Below are 18,781 nucleotides of genomic sequence, written 5' to 3' on the forward strand. Positions count from 1 at the left end.
GCCCTTGGCGCCAATTGCAATCCAGCCAACCTGCGCCATACTACGGATAATGTCATGCTAGCATCCTGTCATACCACCTAGCGAAAACCCGCGGCACCAGCAGGCTTCAGCTAGAGGGAGAGCACCAGGCCTTCGTCACTACGACACCTGATGTTTCGCCGCCATGACAACAACCTCGTCGCCCCTGCCAACAGGAGACATCATGCGTCTGTCAGGAAAGACCGCCTTGATCACCGCCGCCGGCCAGGGCATCGGTCGCGCCACCGTCGAGCGCTTTATCGCCGAGGGCGCGGAGGTCCACGCCACCGACCTCGATCCGGCCAAGCTCGAGGATCTGGCAGATCGCCGGGGTGTCCGCTGCCACACCCTGGATGTGACCGACCCTGCGGCGATCGCCGAGCTGGGGGCGAAGATTCCGACACCGACCATCCTGTTCAACTGTGCCGGTTACGTGCATAGCGGCAGCCTGCTGGAGTGCTCCATCGAGGACTTCGATCGCTCCATGGCGATCAACGTCACCGCCATGTACCACACCATCTCGACCTTTCTTCCCGGTATGCTGGAGGCCGGTGGTGGCAGCATCATCAACATGGCGTCGGTCGCCAGCAGCCTGAAGGGTGTTGCCGGACGCTTTGCCTACGGCACCAGCAAGGCCGCCGTCATCGGTCTGACGCGCTCGGTGGCGGCGGACTACGTGACCCACGGCATCCGCTGCAACGCCATCTGTCCGGGTACCGTGGAGTCGCCCTCCCTGGCGCAGCGTATTCGCGCCCAGGCCGAGGCTCAGGGACAGGACGAAGCCCAGGTGCGCCAGGCCTTCCTCGACCGCCAGCCAATGGGACGCCTGGGCAGGCCCGAGGAGATCGCCGCACTGGCCGTCTATCTGGCCTCCGATGAATCGGCGTATACCACAGGTACCAGCCAGATCATCGATGGCGGCTGGCTGGCGTAAAAGACGACACAACGACATCAATCCATCGACCTTATCCATCCAATCAACGACAAAGGACACCCCATGAAACTGCTGCGATTCGGCGCCCCCGGCCAGGAAGCTCCCGGTATTCTCGACGCCAACGGACGTGTCCGTGACCTGTCCGGCGTCATCGATGACGTTGCCGGAGAGGCCCTCGGACGTGACAGCCTGGCGCGCATCGCCGGTCTCGATCTGGAAAGCCTGCCCGAGGTTCCCGCCGACACCCGTATCGGCCCCTGCGTCGGCCAGGTCGGCAAGTTCATCTGCATCGGCCTCAACTACGCCGACCACGCCGCCGAGAGTGGCGCCGAGGTGCCGCCGGAGCCGGTGATCTTCAACAAGTGGACCAGCGCCATCTGCGGCCCCGATGACGACGTCATTATTCCCCGCGATTCCTCCAAGACCGACTGGGAGGTCGAACTCGGCGTGGTGATCGGCAAGGGCGGTCGCTATATCGACGAAGCCGACGCCCTCGAGCACGTGGCGGGCTACTGCGTGATCAACGACGTATCCGAGCGGGAATTCCAGCTCGAGCGCAGCGGTACCTGGGACAAGGGCAAGGGTTGCGACACCTTCGGTCCCCTCGGCCCCTGGCTGGTGACCCCGGATGAAGTGGAAGATCCCCAGGCGCTGAACCTGTGGCTCGAGGTCGACGGCAAGCGATACCAGGACGGCAATACCCGCACCATGGTCTATCAGGTGGCCTACCTGATCAGCTACCTGAGCCGTTTCATGAGCCTGCAGCCAGGCGACGTCATCTCCACCGGCACGCCGCCTGGTGTCGGCCTGGGCCAGAATCCGCCGGTGTTCCTGCGTCCGGGTCAGACCATGCGCCTGGGCATCGAGGGCCTCGGGGTGCAGACCCAGAAGGTCGTGGCGGATTCGAACGCATGAGCCAGTCCGACCAGCCCATGACCGTGGCGGTGTGCGTCGAACCAGGGCAGATGGCCCTGGAACAGCGCCCCCGCCCCGAGCTTGCCGGCGGCGAGGCCCTGGTGCGCATTTCGCGCATCGGGGTCTGCGGCACCGATATCCACGCCTTCGGCGGCAACCAACCCTACTTCGAATACCCCCGGGTGCTGGGGCACGAACTGGCCGGTACGGTGGAGGCCCTTGCCGACGACGTGGACGAGGCGACCCGTGCCCGCCTCGAGCACCAGCCGGTGTACGTGATCCCCTACCTGCACTGTGGCGAGTGTCGCGCCTGCCGGCGCGGCAAGACCAACTGCTGTCAGGCGATGCAGGTGATCGGCGTCCATCGCGACGGCGGCATGGCCGAGTGGCTGAAGGTTCCGGTCGATCATCTGGTGGCCTGCCCGGCACTGGAACCAGACGAGCTGGCACTGATCGAGTGCCAGGCCATCGGTGCCCACGCGGTGCGCCGGGCCGCGGTGGAAGCGGATGAACTGGTGGCGGTGGTCGGCGCCGGACCCATCGGCATCGGCGTCGCCCAGGTCGCCCGGGCCCGCGGTGCACGAGTGCTGCTGCTCGATACCAGCGCCGAACGCCTGACCTTCTGCCGCGAAGCGCTCGGCTTCGAGCAGACCCTGGTAGTGGGTGAGGACGATCCGCAGGCGCGCCTGGCCGGTCTCAACGACGGCGCCCTGGCCGACGTGGTGTTCGACGCCACCGGCAACCCGAGCGCCATGGAGGCCGGCTTCGGCCTGGCCGGACACGGCGGCCGCTACGTACTGGTCAGCATCGTCAAGTCAGACATTCGCTTTGACGACCCGAGCTTTCACGGCCGAGAACTGACCCTGCTCGCCAGCCGCAACGCCACCCGCGAAGACTTCGACTGCGTCACCGAACTGCTGGAAGAAGGCCGTATCCAGGTGCGCCCGATGATCACCCATCGTGCCAAGCTCGAGGCCCTGCCGGAGACCATGCCGGTGTGGTGCGGCGGTGAGGCCGGCGTGATCAAGGCGATGATTCACCTCGATCGATAAGTCGGCGCCAGGACCGGCAAGCTCCCTTCGACGGGCACCGAACACTCTTTCACCAGGCGGCGTACGGCACCCACCGTCATCTGCTGCACCCGATCACCAGGCCGTCACGATAACAACGTCAACGCCTTTGCCGAGGACCGTCCCATGTCCACACAGTCATCGACCACCGCTGCATCGAACAAGGCAGCGTCGTCCAACGCGACCATCGCCAGCGACCAGCCCGCCCAGGAAAGCCTGCGGGTCCATCCTGCCGACAATGTGCGTGTCGCCCTGCGCGACCTGCCCCAGGGGCACCGCATCGACGAGGGTGCCGACACCCTGACGCTGGTGGAAGCCATCCGCCACAAGCACAAGTTCTCCCTCGAGGATCTGGCCGTCGGTGACACCGTCACCATGTACGGCGTCACCGTCGGCCGGGCCACCCGGGCGATCGCCCGTGGCAGCGTGATCCGCACCGACAACCTGGAGCACTTCACCCACTCGGATACCCCGGTCACCCGCCGGGAACACTGGCAGGCACCGGACGTTTCCGCCTTAGAGGATCACACCTTCGATGGCTTCCATCGTCCGGACGGTGGCGTGGGCACCGCCAACCTGTGGCTGGTGGTGCCGCTGGTGTTCTGCGAGAACCGCAATATCGAGGTGCTTCGCCAGTGTGTGGCGGACGCCCTGGGTGACGACCCTTTCCGCGACTACAAGCAGATGGCACGCCAGATGCTTCATGGCGATAGCCCGAGCCATGTGACCGAGCCTCCCTCCTCGCCCTTTCCCAACGTGGATGGCGTGCGTTTTCTGACCCATACCCTGGGTTGTGGCGGCACCGACGACGACGCCCAGGCGCTGTGCAACCTGCTGGCGGGCTATATCACCCACCCTAACGTTGCCTGCGCCACGGTGCTGAGCCTTGGCTGCCAGAAGGCCCAGATCGCCATGCTCAAGCAGGCGGTGGCAAGCAAGGACCCGCAGGGCCTGCGCCCGGTGCACTACCTCGAGCAACAGGCCAGCACCAGCGAAGACGCCTTGATCGAACAGGCCCTGGGCACCATCTTCGATGGCCTGCGCGAGGCCAACCAGGTGACCCGCCAGCCGGCGCCGCTATCGGCCCTGCGCATCGGGGTGGAGTGCGGCGGGTCCGACGGCTTCTCGGGTCTGTCGGCCAACCCGGTGGTGGGCGGTGTCATCGATCGCCTGGTTGCCCTCGGCGGCAGCGGCATCCTCAGCGAATTTCCCGAGCTCTGCGGAGTCGAGCACGAACTGCTGTCGCGCTGCGTCGACGACACCACCGCCGAACGTTTCTCGTCGCTGATGCAGGCCTACCAGCGCCACGCCGACGCGGTCGGTGCGAGTTTCTCGATGAACCCCTCGCCGGGCAATATCCGCGATGGTCTGATCACCGATGCCATGAAGTCCGCCGGGGCCGCCAAGAAAGGCGGCGATAGCCCGGTGGTCGAGGTCCTCGACTACACCGAGACCGCCACGCGGCCCGGCCTGGCGCTGCTGTGCAGTCCCGGCAACGATGTCGAGTCCACTACCGCTCTGGTCGGCTCTGGCGCCAACCTGGTGATCTTCACCACCGGGCTCGGCACGCCCACGGGTAACCCGGTGGCACCGACCCTAAAGGTCGCCAGCAACTCGGACCTGGCCCGCCGCATGGCGGACATCATCGACTTCGATAGCGGAGCGGTGATCCGGGGCGAGGCCTCCATCGACGAGCTCGCCGATGACCTGCTGGCGCTGTGCATCGAGACCGCGTCTGGGCGCTACACCACCCGCGCCGTGGGGCTGGCCCAGCACGACTTCATTCCCTGGAAGCGTGGGGTGTCCTTGTGAGAGAGCCTGTGAGCTTCCCTTGAGAGAGCCTGACAACATGCAAAACGCAACCACCGTCACCCTGATGCAGTTCGGCATCGGCCGTTTTCTGCTGGCCCACGTCGACCTGTTCGCCAGCCAGGCCCGGGACGAACACGGCAGTGATATCCGTATCATTGCGGTACAGAGCTCGGACCGTGCGGCCGGGCGAACCAAGGCCCACGCCCTGGCCCGGGACCCGCTCTACCCGGTCAGGATGCGCGGCCGACGTGATGGCGAATTGATCGATACCACCCATCAGGTCGACAGCATCACCACCGCGCTGGTTGCCAGCGAAGCCTGGGCCGAAGTGGAGCGGCGTTTTCGCGATGAGGTAACTCACGTGGTCTCCAACACCTCCGAGGCGGGCTATCAGGTCCCGGCGGGCGATGGCCCACGGCGGGACTGCCCCGAGAGCTTCCCCGCCAAGCTGACGCACCTGTTGAAGACCCGCTTCGACGCCGGCCGTCCCGGCGTCACCCTGCTGCCATGCGAGCTGCTGACCGACAACGCCCTCAAGCTCAAGGACGTCATCCTGGAATTGGCACAGGCCCACTACGACGACGATGGCTTCATGGCATGGCTCGAGCGGGACTGCGTGTGGGCGGTGACCCTGGTGGACCGCATCGTCTCCGCCGAGCTGGATCCGGTGGGCGCCGTCGCCGAGCCCTATGGCCTCTGGGCGATTCAGCAAACGCCCGGGCTGGTGATGCCGTTCTCCCACCCGGACGTACATCTGGTCGACGATATCCGTCCCTTCGAGCGTCGCAAGCTACACCTCTTGAACCTGGCTCATACCTGGCTGGTCGCTCGCGTCATGGATCTCGGTCTCGGCGAGGAGGTGACACTGGTTCGCCAGGCGATAGACGACCCCCGCCTGGGAGACGAACTGGAGAAGATGCTGCGCCAGGAGGTGGTACCGGTACTCGATCAGGAACTTCCGGGCATGGAACTCGAGGACTACGTCGACAGCATTCTGGATCGTTTCCGCAATCCATGGCTGGACCACCGACTGGCCGATATCGCCCAGAATCATCCCCAGAAGCTGGAGCGAAGGCTGGCGCCGGTGGTACAGATGGCCGCCCGCCAGGGTCGGGACGTACCACGCCTGGCCAGCGCTTTCCCCTCGACGGCTTCCGCGTCGACCTCGTCCCTGTCCTCGACCTGACAACGTCCTGGCCAGGCTGGCGGCTCACTCAAACAAGGCACCCTTCAATAACACGCCGCCGCCGGATGTCATCCGGCGGCGGCGTATGGCTTCGGCTCACGCCCTTGGCCCAAGGCCGTTCTCATTGCCCGGTGCAGCACGGGTGCTTCCGCTCCCTCAGGCTCAGGCGTCGTCCTGGCGACCCTTGAGGCGTTGCTTGAGCTGCATATAGGTGCCGTAGTGACGATCGAGGTGCCGTCGCATGGCGGCCTCGGCGGCTTCCGGGTCCCGGACGGCGATGGCCTCGACGATCTCGGTGTGGGCCTCCAGGGCAGCCAGGTCCTCCCCGGGCTGCTGCAGCGCCAGGGCGCGACGGTCATCGAGCCACTCGGATAGTGCCTGATGGATGGCGTCGTAGATGGGGTTGTGCCCGATACTCGCCAGGACGCCATGAAAGTCGTTATCGGCCCGCTTGACGGCGGCTTCATCGCCGATCACCGAACGCTGATGCGCCAGAGCGTCGCGCAACGCCTGGATCTCGTCATCGCTTGCGTGCTGCGCCGCCTGACGGGCCAGCGCGACCTCGAAAAGCGCCCGAGCCTCCTGAAAGTACTGCTGCCCTTCGGGTTTGGCCAACAACTGCCGGGTGACCCCGGACAGCCTCGCCATCACGGCCTCGGCGGTGGGCCGGATAACCCGTGCCCGGGTGCCGCTGTTGATCGCGATCAAGCCTAGCTGCTGCAGGTAGAACAGCGCCTCCCGCACCGCCGGGCGCCCGACCCCGAACTGCTCCATCAATTCACGTTCGGACGGCAATTGATCATTCTCGCCCAGCCGCCCTTCGAGGATTTCAGCCTCCAGTTGTTCGGCCACCTGCTCGGACAGCGTCTTGCGCTCCACCCGATATTTGCTCATCGACGCGGGTCTCCCTCGATCCATCACCCGGAGCGTCTCCGGGACACGGCGCACATGGTACTGCAAGGCGCACCCCCTGGGCAGCAAGGCGTCACTGCGGCACACTCACCCCCCGGGCCAGGCCAAGCCTCGACGGCGCTCGGTCAGTGCTCGGTCAGCGCCGTCAGCGCAAAGCGCTCGGCGATCTGGCGATACTGATCGCGCTGGGCATGGTCCAGGGGAATGCCGGTCTGCTTGCGCTCATCGCGGGTCTGCCACTCGCGATCCCCCGGCGCCAGCACCCGCTGACCCTCTACCGGCGTCATCTCGCGCAGATCCTTGAGGTACTCGGCCAGGCGACGCTCGAAGGCGCTGCGCTCCTCGAAGGCGCCCGGGTCCATCACCAGAAAGAAGTGGCCGACGCCGCGCGGAGTCGACATGTCCGGCCCGCCCATCGGCAGCAGGCGAAAACCGTGGACCATGTTGGCCAGGGTCGAACTCAGCACCTCGACCATGCCACCGAGCCCGGCCCCCTTGAAACCGAAGCCGGCGCCACCTACCGGCAACAAGGCGCTGACCTGGCGGGCATCGGTGGTCGTGCTGCCGTCGCTGGTCGCGGCGATGTCCGCCGGCAAGGGCCGTCCGATGGCCGCATACTGCTGCACCCGATTCATGGGCACCGAGCTGGTGGCCATGTCCAGCAGATACGGATCCTCGCCGGCCACCGGTGCAGCGAAGGCGATCGGATTGGTGCCGTGGAAGGCCCGCTGACTACCGTGGAGCAGGACGAACGGATCGGAATTGCAAAAGGCCATGCCGAGCATGCCCTGCTCTGCCGCGGCGAGGGCGTAGCAGCCGGCGGCACCGAAGTGCGACGAGTTGCCGACCGCCACCGCACCGATGCCGACCTCCCGGGCCATGCTGACGGCATGATCGATGGCCCGATACCCGGCCAGGTGGCCGAAGCCATCATCGGCGTCCAGTACCGCAGTGCCGGCCAGACGCTGCTTGATGCTCGGCGTCGGGCTGCCCTTGATCCGCCCGCCTTGCAGGGCGTTGAGGTAGTGCGGCAATAGCCTCAGGCCGTGGCTGTCGGTGCCCATCAGCGAGGCCGTGACCAACGCCTTGGCCACCGCTTCCCGGGAGGCCTGATCGGCGCCGGCAGCCGCCAGCGCCTGTTCGATAAAGCGATGCAGATCCTTGTAATCGACCCGACAGGCCTCGTATTGACTGGCACTCATGGGGATTCCTTGTGAGGGGGATAAGGGCCGCAAGGCGCGCGCCGATCGCTCGGCGCCGCCTTGACTCGGCCATACCGCGTCACCGCCGCAGCGGCGACCCGGGACTCAGCGGTAGACCAGCGTCGGCAACCACAGCGAAATCGCCGGAATGAAGGTCACCAGCAACAGCGCCACCACCAGAGGGATCAGGAAAGGCAGGGTGCCGCGCATGCACTTCTCGAAGGAGATATGCGACACCCGCGACAGCACGTAGAGCACCATGCCCACCGGCGGGGTCAACAGGCCGATCATCAGGTTGAGCACCATGATCACACCAAAGTGCACCGGGTCCACCCCGGAGGCCACCGCTACCGGCAGCAGCACCGGCACCAGGATGGTAATGGCGGCGATGGTCTCCATGAAGCAGCCCACCACGATCAGCACCAGATTGATGATCAGGAGCACGGCGATGGGATTGTCCTGGAAGGGTCCCAGCAGCCCCATGACGTGCTGGGTGACCTGGTTGCTGGTCAGGATCCAGGCGAAGATCGAGGCGCCGGCAACGATGAACAGGATCACCGCGGTGGTCTCGATGGTTTCCATGCTGACCTTCAACAGTCGCCGCCAGGTCAGGGTACGGTAGACCAGTCCCCCCAGAATCAGCGCATAGACCACCGCCGCGATCGCCGCCTCGGTCGGGGTAAAGGCACCGGTGACGATGCCGCCGACGATGATCACCGGGGTCAGCAGCGACAGGAAGGCCCGCGAGAACGTCTTGCCCAGCACCGAGACCGAGAACCGCGCGTCACGCTTGTAGCCGCGACGCCGCGACAGCCAGGTGATCATCACCATCAGCGTCAGACCCATCAGCAGGCCCGGCACCAGGCCGGCGGCGAACAACTGCCCCACCGAGACCGACGCCATCACCCCGTAGATCACCATGGGCAGGCTTGGCGGAATGATTGGGCCGATGGTCGAGGACGCTGCGGTGATGCCTACGGCAAACTCCTGATCATAGCCGGCGTCGCGCATGGCCTTGATCTCGATGGTGCCGAGGCCACCGGCATCGGCCACGGCGGCACCGGACATCCCCGAAAAGACAATGCTGGCACCGACGTTGACGTGGCCCAGGCCCCCACGCATCCAACCCATCAGCGCCTTGGCGAAGTCAAAGATGCGGGTGGTGATGCCGCCGTTGTTCATCAGGTTGCCGGCGAGGATAAAGAAAGGGATCGCCAGCAGCGGGAAGCTGTCAATGCCGTTGACCATGCGGTGCACCACGACCACGTCGGGCACGCGTCCTGTCAGCAGAACGTACATCAGGCAGGAGCCGGCCAGGCTGATGGCGATGGGCACCCCGCAGACCAGCAGGGTAAATAGGGCGGCAAACAGAAACGAAAGGTAGTTCTCGAAAAACGCCAGCGCGATGCAGCCGACGACCGCCAGTGCCGCCACCACCGGAGGCACTGGCGATCCGCGCCGGGCACTGATCATTGCTTCAGTCATGGGGTTGTTCCTTGTTCGTGGCGCTCAGTCGTCATCGTCGCGAAACATCAATTCGCTCTCGCCGGTGCGCCAGTGACGCACCGCCAGCTGGATCGAGCGCACCAGCATCAGCACCACCCCGAAGAGCACCACGTAATAGAGCAGACTCTTGGGCAGGTCCACCGACACCATCATCGAATTGGTGCGCTGGGCCAGCTGCCAGGTGATCCAGGCCAGCATGCCGAGAAAGGCGATACGCACCAGATCCACCAGGGTCCACATGACCCGGGCGGTGGGCTCCGACAGGTAGCGATAGAAGAATTCCACGGCGATATGCGAGCCCTTGCGGGCGGCCATGGCGCTGCCGAGAAAACCCACCGCTACCAGCAGGTAGCGGGCGATCTCCTCGGTCCAGGCGATGGAGTTGCCGAGCACGTAGCGACTGAAGAACTGAACAAAGACGTCCAACGCCAGAAGCCAGAAGACCACCAGCGTCAGATAGTCCTCGATGCCGTAGTCACCCGGCCGGATCCGGTCGTCGTCATCGGGCACCTCGAAGGCGCTGGTGGTCTCGTGTTCGACGCCAGGGTCACTCACGTCAGATCGGGTCATGAAGGATCTCCCGAGGGAGGGCGCACGGCGCCCTCCCCTCCGTCGTTTACTGGCCGATAGCCTGGAGGCGATCGTAGGTTTCCTGGTCCCAGGTCGCCGCGTCACCGTTGTGAGCCGGCATCACTGCTTCGCGGAACGGTGCGGTGTCGACCTCGTTGACGGTGACGCCCTGCTCCTCGAACCAGGCCACCAGGTCCTGCTCCTGCTGCACGATATCGGCGGTGATCTTCTCGCCGGCCTCTTCATAGACGTCACGGAAGATCTGCCGATCCTCTTCTGACAGGCGATTCCACAGCGGACCGCCGGCAATCGTGATCAGGGAGTCGGTGATATGACCGGTCAGGTTGATGACGTCCTGAACCTCGTAGAAGGCCTTGGCCTTGATCGTGGGCAGGGGGTTTTCCTGGGCGTCGACGACACCCTGCTGCAGGGCCAGGTAGACCTCGGCGAAGGCGATCGGCGTGGGATTGGCGTCGACCTGCTCGGGGAACATCATGTACATCGGCGCGTTGGGGACGCGGATCTTCAGGTCCTGCATGTCCTCCGGCGTATTGATCGGCTCGTTGGACGTGGTGTGGCGCTTGCCGTAGTAGTTCATCGCCAGCGGCACGTTGCCGGTAGCGTCCTCATAGCCCTGGGCGATCTCGGCGAACAGGTCGCTGTCGACGTAGGCCTGCCAGTGATCGAAATCGCGGAACATGTAGGGCGCACCGGCGATGCCGATGGGACCGTAGGAACGGCCGGCGAACTGATTGCCGGTAAAGATGAGGTCGACGGTGCCGAGGCTCAGCCCCTCGTTGATGTCGGCTTCCTTGCCCAGTGAAGAGGCTGGGTGCACCTCCACCGAGTAGCGGCCATCGGTGCGTTTCTCGATCTCTTCGCCGGCCCAGACGGCCCACTCGTGGTAAGGCTCCGAGGTCTCGTAGACGTGGGCGAAGGTCAGCGTTTCCGCCTGGGCGGCCGCCGACAGACTGACGCCGACCATGGCGGCGATCAGGCTACGACGAATGAAGCGGGCGGGCGGCTGGCAGTGATTGGGGCGCATCTTGTTGTTCTCCCGGGCTCTTGTGGCGTGTGGAGTGTGCAAGGTGGATGCACGCAATCGAATCGACAGGCTCCATGCCTGCGCGACTGTATACGTGTCATACCACCGAGACTGAATCTAGTTGTCCCCACTGGCCCATGCAAGGAAGTGACGACGAGACTTTGGTCGATGCTCCACCAACGTCGGCCATGAAGAGGCACCAGTGCAAGGGAGCTTTGCAGGCGTGTGCGGAAGATCATGGCGCCTACCCACAGGACCTGGGACTTATCCTGCATCGCCCTGACATCACCGGCCTGAGCCTGGTCCCGCAGACGCTCGCCCTGGACGCCAGCAGCCTGCCGTCAGACTCGCTGGCCGGCGAAACGAGGCGACCTCACCTATGCTCCAGTAAGCCACGACGCGATCCCCAGAGGATCCCTTCGACGAGCCCGGAGACACGCCGTGACCGACAATGCCTATCTTGCCCCTCGACTCACCCTGCGCGTGGGCGTGACCGGGCACCGCCCCAAGGACCTGGCGGAGGCCGACCATGATGCGCTGGGCAAGGCGGCTCAGGACATACTCGAACGCCTCGCCACCGAGACGCGCCGGCTGGGAGCACAGGCCGAACCCGGCCTCTATGCCGATGAGCCTGCCTGCATGCGACTGGCCAGCGCCATCGCCGAGGGAGCCGACCGGCTGGTCACCGAGGCGGCGGCCTCACGTGGCTACGAGATCAACCTGATCCTGCCCTTTCGACGTCGGCAATACGCCGACGACTTCGATGGCGACGCCCTGGCCGACTACTGGCGCTGGTTCGAGCATCCGGCGGTGACCAGCTGTACCGAACTCGACCTCGGCGAGCCCGGCGATCAGCGGGAAGCCGGCTACGAGGCGGCCGGCCATCTGGTGCTGGCGCATTCCGACGTATTGCTGGCGGTATGGGACGGCAAGCCCTCACGAGGGCGTGGAGGTACCGCCGAGATCATCGACGAGGCACGCCTGCGTGGCCTGATCACACTGTGGCTCGACCTGCAGGGCCAGTTGCACCTGTGGGTCCCCCGAGAGCACGTCGTCGAGCCCCTGGAAGACGGCGACTGGAAAGCCCTGACGCCAGGTGACATCAGCCAGCTACTGAACGACCGACTCGAACAGCTGCTGTTGCTGGGCCGCGGCCCCGACGACGCCAGCTGCCCGCTCAAGGGCCTTGGCGACTTTGCCCGCCAGACCCCACGGCCGCGCACCCGTCACTGTGTTCATGAGTGGCTGCGCGCCCTGCTGGTGCGCGACATACCCTTCGCCACATCGGTCGACCTGGGGCTTGAACGTGAACGCAGCGGAGCCTGGAAGGAAACACTCAGAGCCGCACACCATCTTGGCGGTGATAGCTACGAGGCGACCCTGGACCAGCGCCTGCGACAACGCTGGATCGCCGCAGACAATCGCGCCATCGACTACGCTCACCGCTTTCGCAGCGCCTACACCACCAACTTCCTGCTGGCAGCGCTCGCCGTGCTGGTGGGTCTGCTGGCGGTGCTGGCGTGGGACAGCAAGGGCGTCAAGGCGCTGCTGGTCAGCATGGAGCTTGCGATCATCGCCAGCATCCTGTTCATCACCTGGCTCGGGCGTCGTGGGCAGTGGCAGAGCCGCTGGCTGGCCTACCGCAGCCTGGCCGAGGCGATCCGCCCGGCACGGCTATCGCTGCTGATCGGTACCTCACCCGTCGGCGCCGCCGAGCCGCCGGTGGACAACGGTCGCTTCGACTGGATTCCCTGGTACGTGCGCTGCTCACTGCGGGAAATCGGCCCACCCGACGCCGTCGTCTCCGGTGATAGCCTCAGGCGGGCCCTGGACGTGGCCCTGCACGAAGAGATCGACGGCCAGATCGGCTATCACCAAAAAACCGCCGAGCGCCTGGAGACTCAGGACGATCGCCTCGAGTACCTGGCGAAGGGGGCGCTCTGGCTGACGCTGGCCAGTGGCGTCCTGTATCTGGTGTGCTATCTGGTCTACCTCAACGGTCCGGCACTTCCGGCGGAGCTCTACAAGCCCGTAGCCACTCTGCTCGGCGGCTTTCTGCCGGTGCTGGGCGCGGCTATCTTCGGCATCCGCGCCACCGGCGATCTACGTGCCGCCGCTCAGCAGTCCCGGCGCATGAGTCAACGCCTGAAGCGCCTGGGCAGCAAGCTGACCTCTCGCCTGAACACACCGGAGCGCCCCGTGGTCCGTCGTCTGCTCGGTCAGCTGCAGCTGACGATGGCCGACGACCTCAAGGTCTGGAGCATGATTTACAGCGAGCGGGAACTGGTACCCGGATTCTAGGGCTTGTCTGAAAAGTGCCTGCACTCGGTAATACGGCGTTAAAAATCGGCTGGTGCGCCAGCCCGGTCAAAATGCTCATTTACACCCCGTAAACTGCGCTTTCTCACCGATTTTTGCCTTGTCTAACCTTCGCTCGTCGACTTTTCGGACAGCGCCTAGGCACGAGTTCTAGCCCTCGCTTCCAGCACCTTGAGGCTTTTCAGTGGCGGGCACCCACTTTGCGGCGCTCCGCCACTCCTGAACCGTCAATTCAATGAACGGTCGGCACTACCTTCAGCGGAAAGTTGCAAGCGACCGGCAGTTTCTCGATCAATGGGTCGTCATTGATCATCTCGATGTTTCCGCGAAAAAATACTTTCATATCAGCAGCGAACAGCGCGTTTCCGTAAAAGATCAGAGTGGACAGCAAAAAACTGCTGGTCGCCTCATCGGATCGATGGAGACGGGGAGGCCGGTAGAGCGCATCTGGAGTCGGACCTTCCCCTCGCCCTTCCTTGGTGGCTGACCAGAAGTCCGCTGGTAGCAGGGGATCGTCTTTGCGCTCTAGCACATAGAAGGGCCCGGCATCGCCTCGAACAAAGAAGCAGAAGAATGACAGATAGTCCACCACATTTGCCTCGTCAAGACGCAGGCTGGCCTCGGCATTGGCTTGATGAATCGGTGCCGAATCTCCGTTCAGCCTGAGCCTCGCACCACCCGCATGCTCCAGAAAGCAGACTCTTGTCTGGTCTTTCCAGTCGTCACAGACAAGGCTTAGCAGAAACATGTCATCATAAAATGGTAACTGCCTTCGCCAACAGGTAATTTGTGAGTCACGCCAAGGCAAAAGATCGATAGGCGCCTCCTTCTCCAGGATACTGTCAACGATATCTGAGCCAACCTTCTTCCATGAGTCCTCATTACAGAACAATAGCGACATTATTATGTTCCTCTAGACCTTGGATATTTCATCATGGATTCGATAACATCAATGCAGCTCTCTGGCGCGAGGTCTGTCAACCTCCTCCCATACTCATCAACGAGGTCATCGACCTCGATTTCACTCAGTTTCTCAAGTTCCACTCGCAGCGCCTCGACGTTACCTCGCCTTGCCAGATCGGCCAATTCCTCGAACAGGGATTTAGCCTCATGCAATTCATCATTCTGCTCCGCGGGAAGGTCGACAGGATCAGGAGCGCGTTCAAATTCGTGCTGCAATGTCTCAGGCGCAAGATCACCCGGCGTCAACCCCCATTCGTCGGTCGGTGCCTCCTTGTCGCAAGCCTCCACCAGTTGTTGATAGGCAATGAGGTCTCCATACATGGCAGCGGTATGCAGCAACGTACGTTTGGTATTTTTTTGCTTATAGAGAGGGCGCGCGCCCATTTCCAACAGCACCGATAAATAGCGTGATGTTTGACCGGTGCGGATAGTGGCTATGACCGCCTGATTCAATAGATGGCTAAACCCGCCTTTACCGGGATGTTCTTTCGCTTTCCATTTATCAACGATCAGATCGAATATACAGGATGATCTCGCGTAGATCGCCGCGACAAGGCCATTGGACCTTACGCCATACCTTTCCCAAGGGTCAAATTTAGACAGCTTCATAAGTCTAACGGCAATATCACCCATTCCATGTTGAATCAGCAATTCCAATGAAAGTTGTTTATTCTCTCCCGAAGCTCCATCCGTGACCTCTCCTCCTGCCAGAAGAGATTCGACCCCCCTTCGATCACCCGTCGTGATCATATGGTTGAATACCGAACTACCGTCTGGCAATGCCCCTACTATCTTCGTCATAAGATACCGCCGAACGAGCGGAAGGAACTTTGCTCTTTCCAAGACATGGATGCCATCTTCTGTTCTTATGCTAAAATCTATATCTGGGCATGAATCCAACAAAGCCTTTACAGTACGCAATGCCGCTTGTCGTGAGGCTCTGGTTTCGGGTTCCTTGTTTACATCCTGACCTGACGCTACTCTTTTCTCCGTGTAAAATTCTCGATTCGCACCTGCCAAGGCATAATGCAATGCGGTCCAATCCTTCTCTTGAATGTTGACCGCATTACTGTTCTGTCGATTGACATCACAGGCCGGAGCGAGCAAGGCAACCACCGCCGCATGACGATTTTCGGCGGCAAGCATCAAAGGCGTTTTCCCCGCTTTATTCTTGGCCTCGAACTGGCCGCTAAAGCTCGGGAATCTCTTTATTCTTTCAACAACTTTAATAGATCCATGTGCCGCTGCCATATGAAGCACGGTATCATCAAAGTTTGAAATAGCATTAATGGGCAAACAGTGACAAAAAATCTCGAAAGTGTCAGTCTTGTCTGTCATGGCTGCGTAATGCAACGGTGTAAAACCCTTGCGATCACGAAGCTTTTCAGGATCGAATCCCTGAATGCTCATGAGTCGTTTACAGATTCTTGATGCCCCCCTCAGAGCGGCAATATGAAGCATCGTCGTACCATCCGGCCCTGAAAGACTGTCCCACCCCGCATTTTCATAATTGGGTAAAAGTAACTCAAAGATATCCAGGTTTTTTTGCCATATGGGGGCCGCTATTGTCGGCCATCCATTCACGTCAGTATTTAATGGATGGTGATCATGTCTTAGCAACATCCTGACAGTGCTGCTACTCGTCCAGGCGGCGGCATCCAGTGCCTTTCGCCCTTTCCACGATCGGCATTCTATACATTCTGGACACCTTCGTATAAATTCTTCCAGGGTGTCGTCCATTCCGTACATTGCTGCGATATGTGCGTAAGTTGCAAAGACCTTCCCGCCCCTTTCGACCGGCGTCTTTGGCGCATCACTTCTGGACAGAAGCGATTGGCAGTAGTTCTTCAATGCACGATCTTCTTCCGTCATATCATCATCTAAGATAAACGGCCAGTATCGTATATAACCGTATAGAACAACAGCGGCTTCATGAATGGATTCACGATCTTGCGGATTTTTTTTATCTCCTCGGGTTTCCCGCCAGGTCAGTGAATCCCTACGAAACCGCCTGTCCAGTTCAAGTTCGTCTGCATAGCTTTTCAGCCATTCGTTTGCCAGCGGCCATTGCCGGATAACTGACTGATGAATGAAGCGTTTCAGACCGTTGCTTTCATTGACGACGAGTCTGACATCTGCGAGCGCCTTGATCCTGTCGCGAAAATCCCTGCTACCTCCGTCGCCCACGGCGCGCAGCGTTATTGATTCTTCGACGGAGTTCGATAGGCCGACAAGTGGTTTGAACAGGAAATTCAGGTCAGCGAGTCGCTGAACCTTCTCATCTTCTACCAACTCGGCGTTAAAAGACTTGGCTTCACCGGGCAATGCCTGCTCAACCAACAGCCCAACTTCATTGTCAAGGTCCAGGTAATCCTTTACTTCCTCATAGCTAATAAAGTGGTCCGCACCGTGAAATCGGCTCCACAATGACGGAGACGCTCCGCCTTCATTTTCGGTGTTTTTTTGCTCGACCAACCCGGCTCCGACCAACGACTGCGCCCTTTCATAAAGTTGCTCAAGCAGCAGCGATAGCAAAGGAAGTGGTGACGATAGATGGCCATGCTTCTGATTGTAGTTTCCAAACGAATCAATCAGGCTCCGTGTTATTTTTCCATCCAACTGAATATCTGGAAGAAACGGGCTCTCTATGACTTCCGTCAGGAATTCGTCACCGCTTGATAAACGGATAGTCGCTCCGGGCTTCAAAAATACCGTCGGAATTGATATTAAACTGGGTGAATGACTAATGTTCGCTTCAGAATCAAGATAGTCTACTTTCAATTTCTCGATGGTGTAGAGGCAACAGACCACTCCGCGCTTCGTTGCCTCTTCGATAAAAGCCAGAAAAGGACCCCAAAAATCAGCATAAGGCCGCCTTTCCGCATTTGCCAGATCATCGACAATTTCTTCAAACTGATCCAGCCCAACGACCAGAGGTTTTCCGCCAAAATTATGTTTAATCGCCTCTTCGATAATATTCGTCACTACCGTTGGTGCTCTAGGCCCCACAAGGCGTCCCTCAAGTCTCGCTTCCGCAAGCTGTCCTCCAAATAACGGGTATCTGATTGTGACCTGGTCCAGGAATTTCTCAAGCACGTTGGCATCGGGGCGACCCGTACTATCATGAAGATCGCCTGGGCGTACCGCTACGACAGGAAAAGGGTTCCTCCTGTCCTTTCCGTTGCCTGCCAGTTCCGCCAGTAGCCCTCGACGGAGAAAAGAAGACTTGCCGCAACCACTTTCTCCTACAATGCGAACCGAATAGGCTCTACCATCGTCTAAAAAACATCTAATCTTTAATGCCTCATCGACGGCCCTATGGCTTCTACCCGGCAGTGGACAAGGATCATCCATATCATAGTAGTCCAGTCCTCGATAGGGATTTTCAAATGATGCTGACTCGGGGGTCAATCGCTTGACGAACTTGCTGATTTCCCCACCAGCCTCATCAAAGCTTTGAAAACAATGTAGAGGAAGACTTCTTTCAGAAAATGCCTTGATAAAATTGATCAAAGCACCAGTCTGAACCATATAAACATCTTTTGTCCACTTAATCTGCTTTTCATGATCATCTGTTTTATCGAGTATTTCCTTACTTTCTTCGCTGTACCAACTTCTACCATTAAGGCACACTCCTTCATCTTTGTCGCAGGATACAGGAGAATCACTAAAATAACAGACAAATAGTCGGCTTATTTCTTCATTTGGCTTGTCTTTAAAACTCTGCCAAGCGTCGAGAACCTCAAAGACAGGACCTGTGAGCGGATACCACCCTTGATCTACGAGATCTTGTTGCTCTTTGGGTTCGGAAGGCCAATCACCCGGCATTTTGAGTCGGTAGCGATATACATTATTGGTCTCTGTCCATAACGTAAAATCAGGCATGGGCTGGCACTGGAAATTCGATAACGGTTCACCAATCCTTTCGCCAAGCAGACAGATAACGCCTATACATCGCGGATCGGAGGGACGTAGAATATTTTCCTGATAGGTCTTTAGTTGATCAATCCCCTGTTCCTCGATCCAGGTTCGCCATTCCATAGCTTCGATAAAATTATGCCGCGCCGCCCGCTGCAGTTTCGCACTGGACGTGTCGCGCACCCTTTCCATATAGTCTTTCATATCTCGGGAATAAGAAATGAAAAGCTGATCGTTATCCGCCCGAGAACGTCCTGCCTCTCTCGGCATGATGTTTTTAATTGGCATACCTCCTCCTTCCCGATTTTTTGCCATCTTATATCTGTCGCCATACACTTCAGAACAAAAATACATTCTAGAATGCGACTGTTGTAACAAATCTTCCTGTTGGAAATTTTGTATTTCCTCTCT

At 60.8% G+C, this 18,781-nt stretch carries 13 protein-coding genes; 6 read left to right on the forward strand and 7 right to left on the reverse strand.

Annotated elements, in window-relative coordinates:
- Positions 1–202 precede the first annotated feature (202 nt).
- The 5 genes from NFG58_RS10920 to NFG58_RS10940 all read left to right on the forward strand — a co-directional run bounded on the left by NFG58_RS10920 (position 203) and on the right by NFG58_RS10940 (position 5,935).
- Entirely contained in the window at positions 203–952 is a 750-nt protein-coding gene (locus tag NFG58_RS10920) for an SDR family oxidoreductase (RefSeq protein ID WP_108133185.1), read from the forward strand.
- Positions 953–1,015: 63 nt separating this feature from the next.
- The gene (locus tag NFG58_RS10925; RefSeq protein WP_348826475.1) at positions 1,016–1,867 is read left to right on the forward strand and encodes a fumarylacetoacetate hydrolase family protein; all 852 of its coding nucleotides are present in this window, start codon (positions 1,016–1,018) and stop codon (positions 1,865–1,867) included.
- Positions 1,864–2,919, forward strand: a complete 1,056-nt coding sequence (locus tag NFG58_RS10930; RefSeq protein WP_348826476.1) for a zinc-binding alcohol dehydrogenase family protein — start codon at positions 1,864–1,866, stop codon at positions 2,917–2,919. The genes NFG58_RS10925 and NFG58_RS10930 overlap by 4 nt, the downstream gene beginning before the upstream one ends.
- Positions 2,920–3,063: 144 nt before the next feature.
- Complete coding sequence (locus NFG58_RS10935) at positions 3,064–4,749, forward strand: altronate dehydratase family protein (protein ID WP_348826477.1); 1,686 nt, start codon at positions 3,064–3,066, stop codon at positions 4,747–4,749.
- 37 nt (positions 4,750–4,786) lie between these two features.
- The gene (locus NFG58_RS10940; RefSeq protein ID WP_348826478.1) at positions 4,787–5,935 is read left to right on the forward strand and encodes a mannitol dehydrogenase; all 1,149 of its coding nucleotides are present in this window, start codon (positions 4,787–4,789) and stop codon (positions 5,933–5,935) included.
- Between the two features lie 162 nt (positions 5,936–6,097).
- Here the strand turns inward: NFG58_RS10940 and NFG58_RS10945 are convergent, their stop codons facing one another.
- The 5 genes from NFG58_RS10945 to NFG58_RS10965 all read right to left on the reverse strand — a co-directional run bounded on the left by NFG58_RS10945 (position 6,098) and on the right by NFG58_RS10965 (position 11,170).
- On the reverse strand, positions 6,098–6,829 hold the full coding sequence (locus tag NFG58_RS10945; RefSeq protein WP_348826479.1) for an FCD domain-containing protein: 732 nt from the start codon (positions 6,827–6,829) through the stop codon (positions 6,098–6,100).
- Between the two features lie 143 nt (positions 6,830–6,972).
- Positions 6,973–8,049 carry an Ldh family oxidoreductase gene (locus NFG58_RS10950; RefSeq protein ID WP_108133180.1) on the reverse strand — a complete coding sequence of 359 codons (1,077 nt, stop codon included), beginning with the start codon at positions 8,047–8,049 and terminating at the stop codon, positions 6,973–6,975.
- Positions 8,050–8,154: 105 nt separating this feature from the next.
- On the reverse strand, positions 8,155–9,534 hold the full coding sequence (locus tag NFG58_RS10955) for a TRAP transporter large permease (RefSeq protein ID WP_045995039.1): 1,380 nt from the start codon (positions 9,532–9,534) through the stop codon (positions 8,155–8,157).
- A 24-nt stretch (positions 9,535–9,558) separates the two neighbouring features.
- A complete protein-coding gene (locus NFG58_RS10960) occupies positions 9,559–10,125 on the reverse strand; it encodes a TRAP transporter small permease (RefSeq protein WP_052704549.1) in 567 nt (188 codons plus the stop codon).
- 46 nt (positions 10,126–10,171) lie between these two features.
- Positions 10,172–11,170, reverse strand: a complete 999-nt coding sequence (locus NFG58_RS10965) for a sialic acid TRAP transporter substrate-binding protein SiaP (RefSeq protein WP_045995038.1) — start codon at positions 11,168–11,170, stop codon at positions 10,172–10,174.
- A gap of 441 nt (positions 11,171–11,611) precedes the next feature.
- Between NFG58_RS10965 and NFG58_RS10970 the strand changes: the two genes are divergently transcribed.
- Positions 11,612–13,471, forward strand: coding sequence for a hypothetical protein (locus NFG58_RS10970; protein WP_348826480.1), 1,860 nt, complete (start codon positions 11,612–11,614; stop codon positions 13,469–13,471).
- A gap of 250 nt (positions 13,472–13,721) precedes the next feature.
- On the opposite strand, the gene NFG58_RS10975 is transcribed toward NFG58_RS10970, so the two are convergent.
- A complete protein-coding gene (locus NFG58_RS10975) occupies positions 13,722–14,390 on the reverse strand; it encodes a hypothetical protein (RefSeq protein WP_348826481.1) in 669 nt (222 codons plus the stop codon).
- A 2-nt stretch (positions 14,391–14,392) separates the two neighbouring features.
- Positions 14,393–18,658 (reverse strand): ankyrin repeat domain-containing protein, encoded by a 4,266-nt coding sequence (locus NFG58_RS10980; protein WP_348826482.1) that lies wholly within the window; start codon positions 18,656–18,658, stop codon positions 14,393–14,395.
- Between the last annotated feature and the right edge of the window lie 123 nt (positions 18,659–18,781).

It is taken from the genome of Halomonas sp. RT37, assembly GCF_040070525.1.
GTDB classification, from domain to species: domain Bacteria; phylum Pseudomonadota; class Gammaproteobacteria; order Pseudomonadales; family Halomonadaceae; genus Halomonas; species Halomonas litopenaei.

Bases quoted from the DNA above. Each gene is read 5' to 3' on its own strand.
- NFG58_RS10930 (WP_348826476.1), top strand. From the start codon at position 1,864: ATGAGCCAGTCCGACCAGCCCATGACCGTGGCGGTGTGCGTCGAACCA.
- NFG58_RS10960 (WP_052704549.1), bottom strand. From the start codon at position 10,125: ATGACCCGATCTGACGTGAGTGACCCTGGCGTCGAACACGAGACCACC.
- NFG58_RS10925 (WP_348826475.1), top strand. From the start codon at position 1,016: ATGAAACTGCTGCGATTCGGCGCCCCCGGCCAGGAAGCTCCCGGTATT.
- NFG58_RS10980 (WP_348826482.1), bottom strand. From the start codon at position 18,658: ATGCCAATTAAAAACATCATGCCGAGAGAGGCAGGACGTTCTCGGGCG.
- NFG58_RS10975 (WP_348826481.1), bottom strand. From the start codon at position 14,390: ATGTCGCTATTGTTCTGTAATGAGGACTCATGGAAGAAGGTTGGCTCA.
- NFG58_RS10955 (WP_045995039.1), bottom strand. From the start codon at position 9,534: ATGACTGAAGCAATGATCAGTGCCCGGCGCGGATCGCCAGTGCCTCCG.
- NFG58_RS10940 (WP_348826478.1), top strand. From the start codon at position 4,787: ATGCAAAACGCAACCACCGTCACCCTGATGCAGTTCGGCATCGGCCGT.
- NFG58_RS10950 (WP_108133180.1), bottom strand. From the start codon at position 8,049: ATGAGTGCCAGTCAATACGAGGCCTGTCGGGTCGATTACAAGGATCTG.
- NFG58_RS10945 (WP_348826479.1), bottom strand. From the start codon at position 6,829: ATGAGCAAATATCGGGTGGAGCGCAAGACGCTGTCCGAGCAGGTGGCC.
- NFG58_RS10920 (WP_108133185.1), top strand. From the start codon at position 203: ATGCGTCTGTCAGGAAAGACCGCCTTGATCACCGCCGCCGGCCAGGGC.
- NFG58_RS10965 (WP_045995038.1), bottom strand. From the start codon at position 11,170: ATGCGCCCCAATCACTGCCAGCCGCCCGCCCGCTTCATTCGTCGTAGC.
- NFG58_RS10935 (WP_348826477.1), top strand. From the start codon at position 3,064: ATGTCCACACAGTCATCGACCACCGCTGCATCGAACAAGGCAGCGTCG.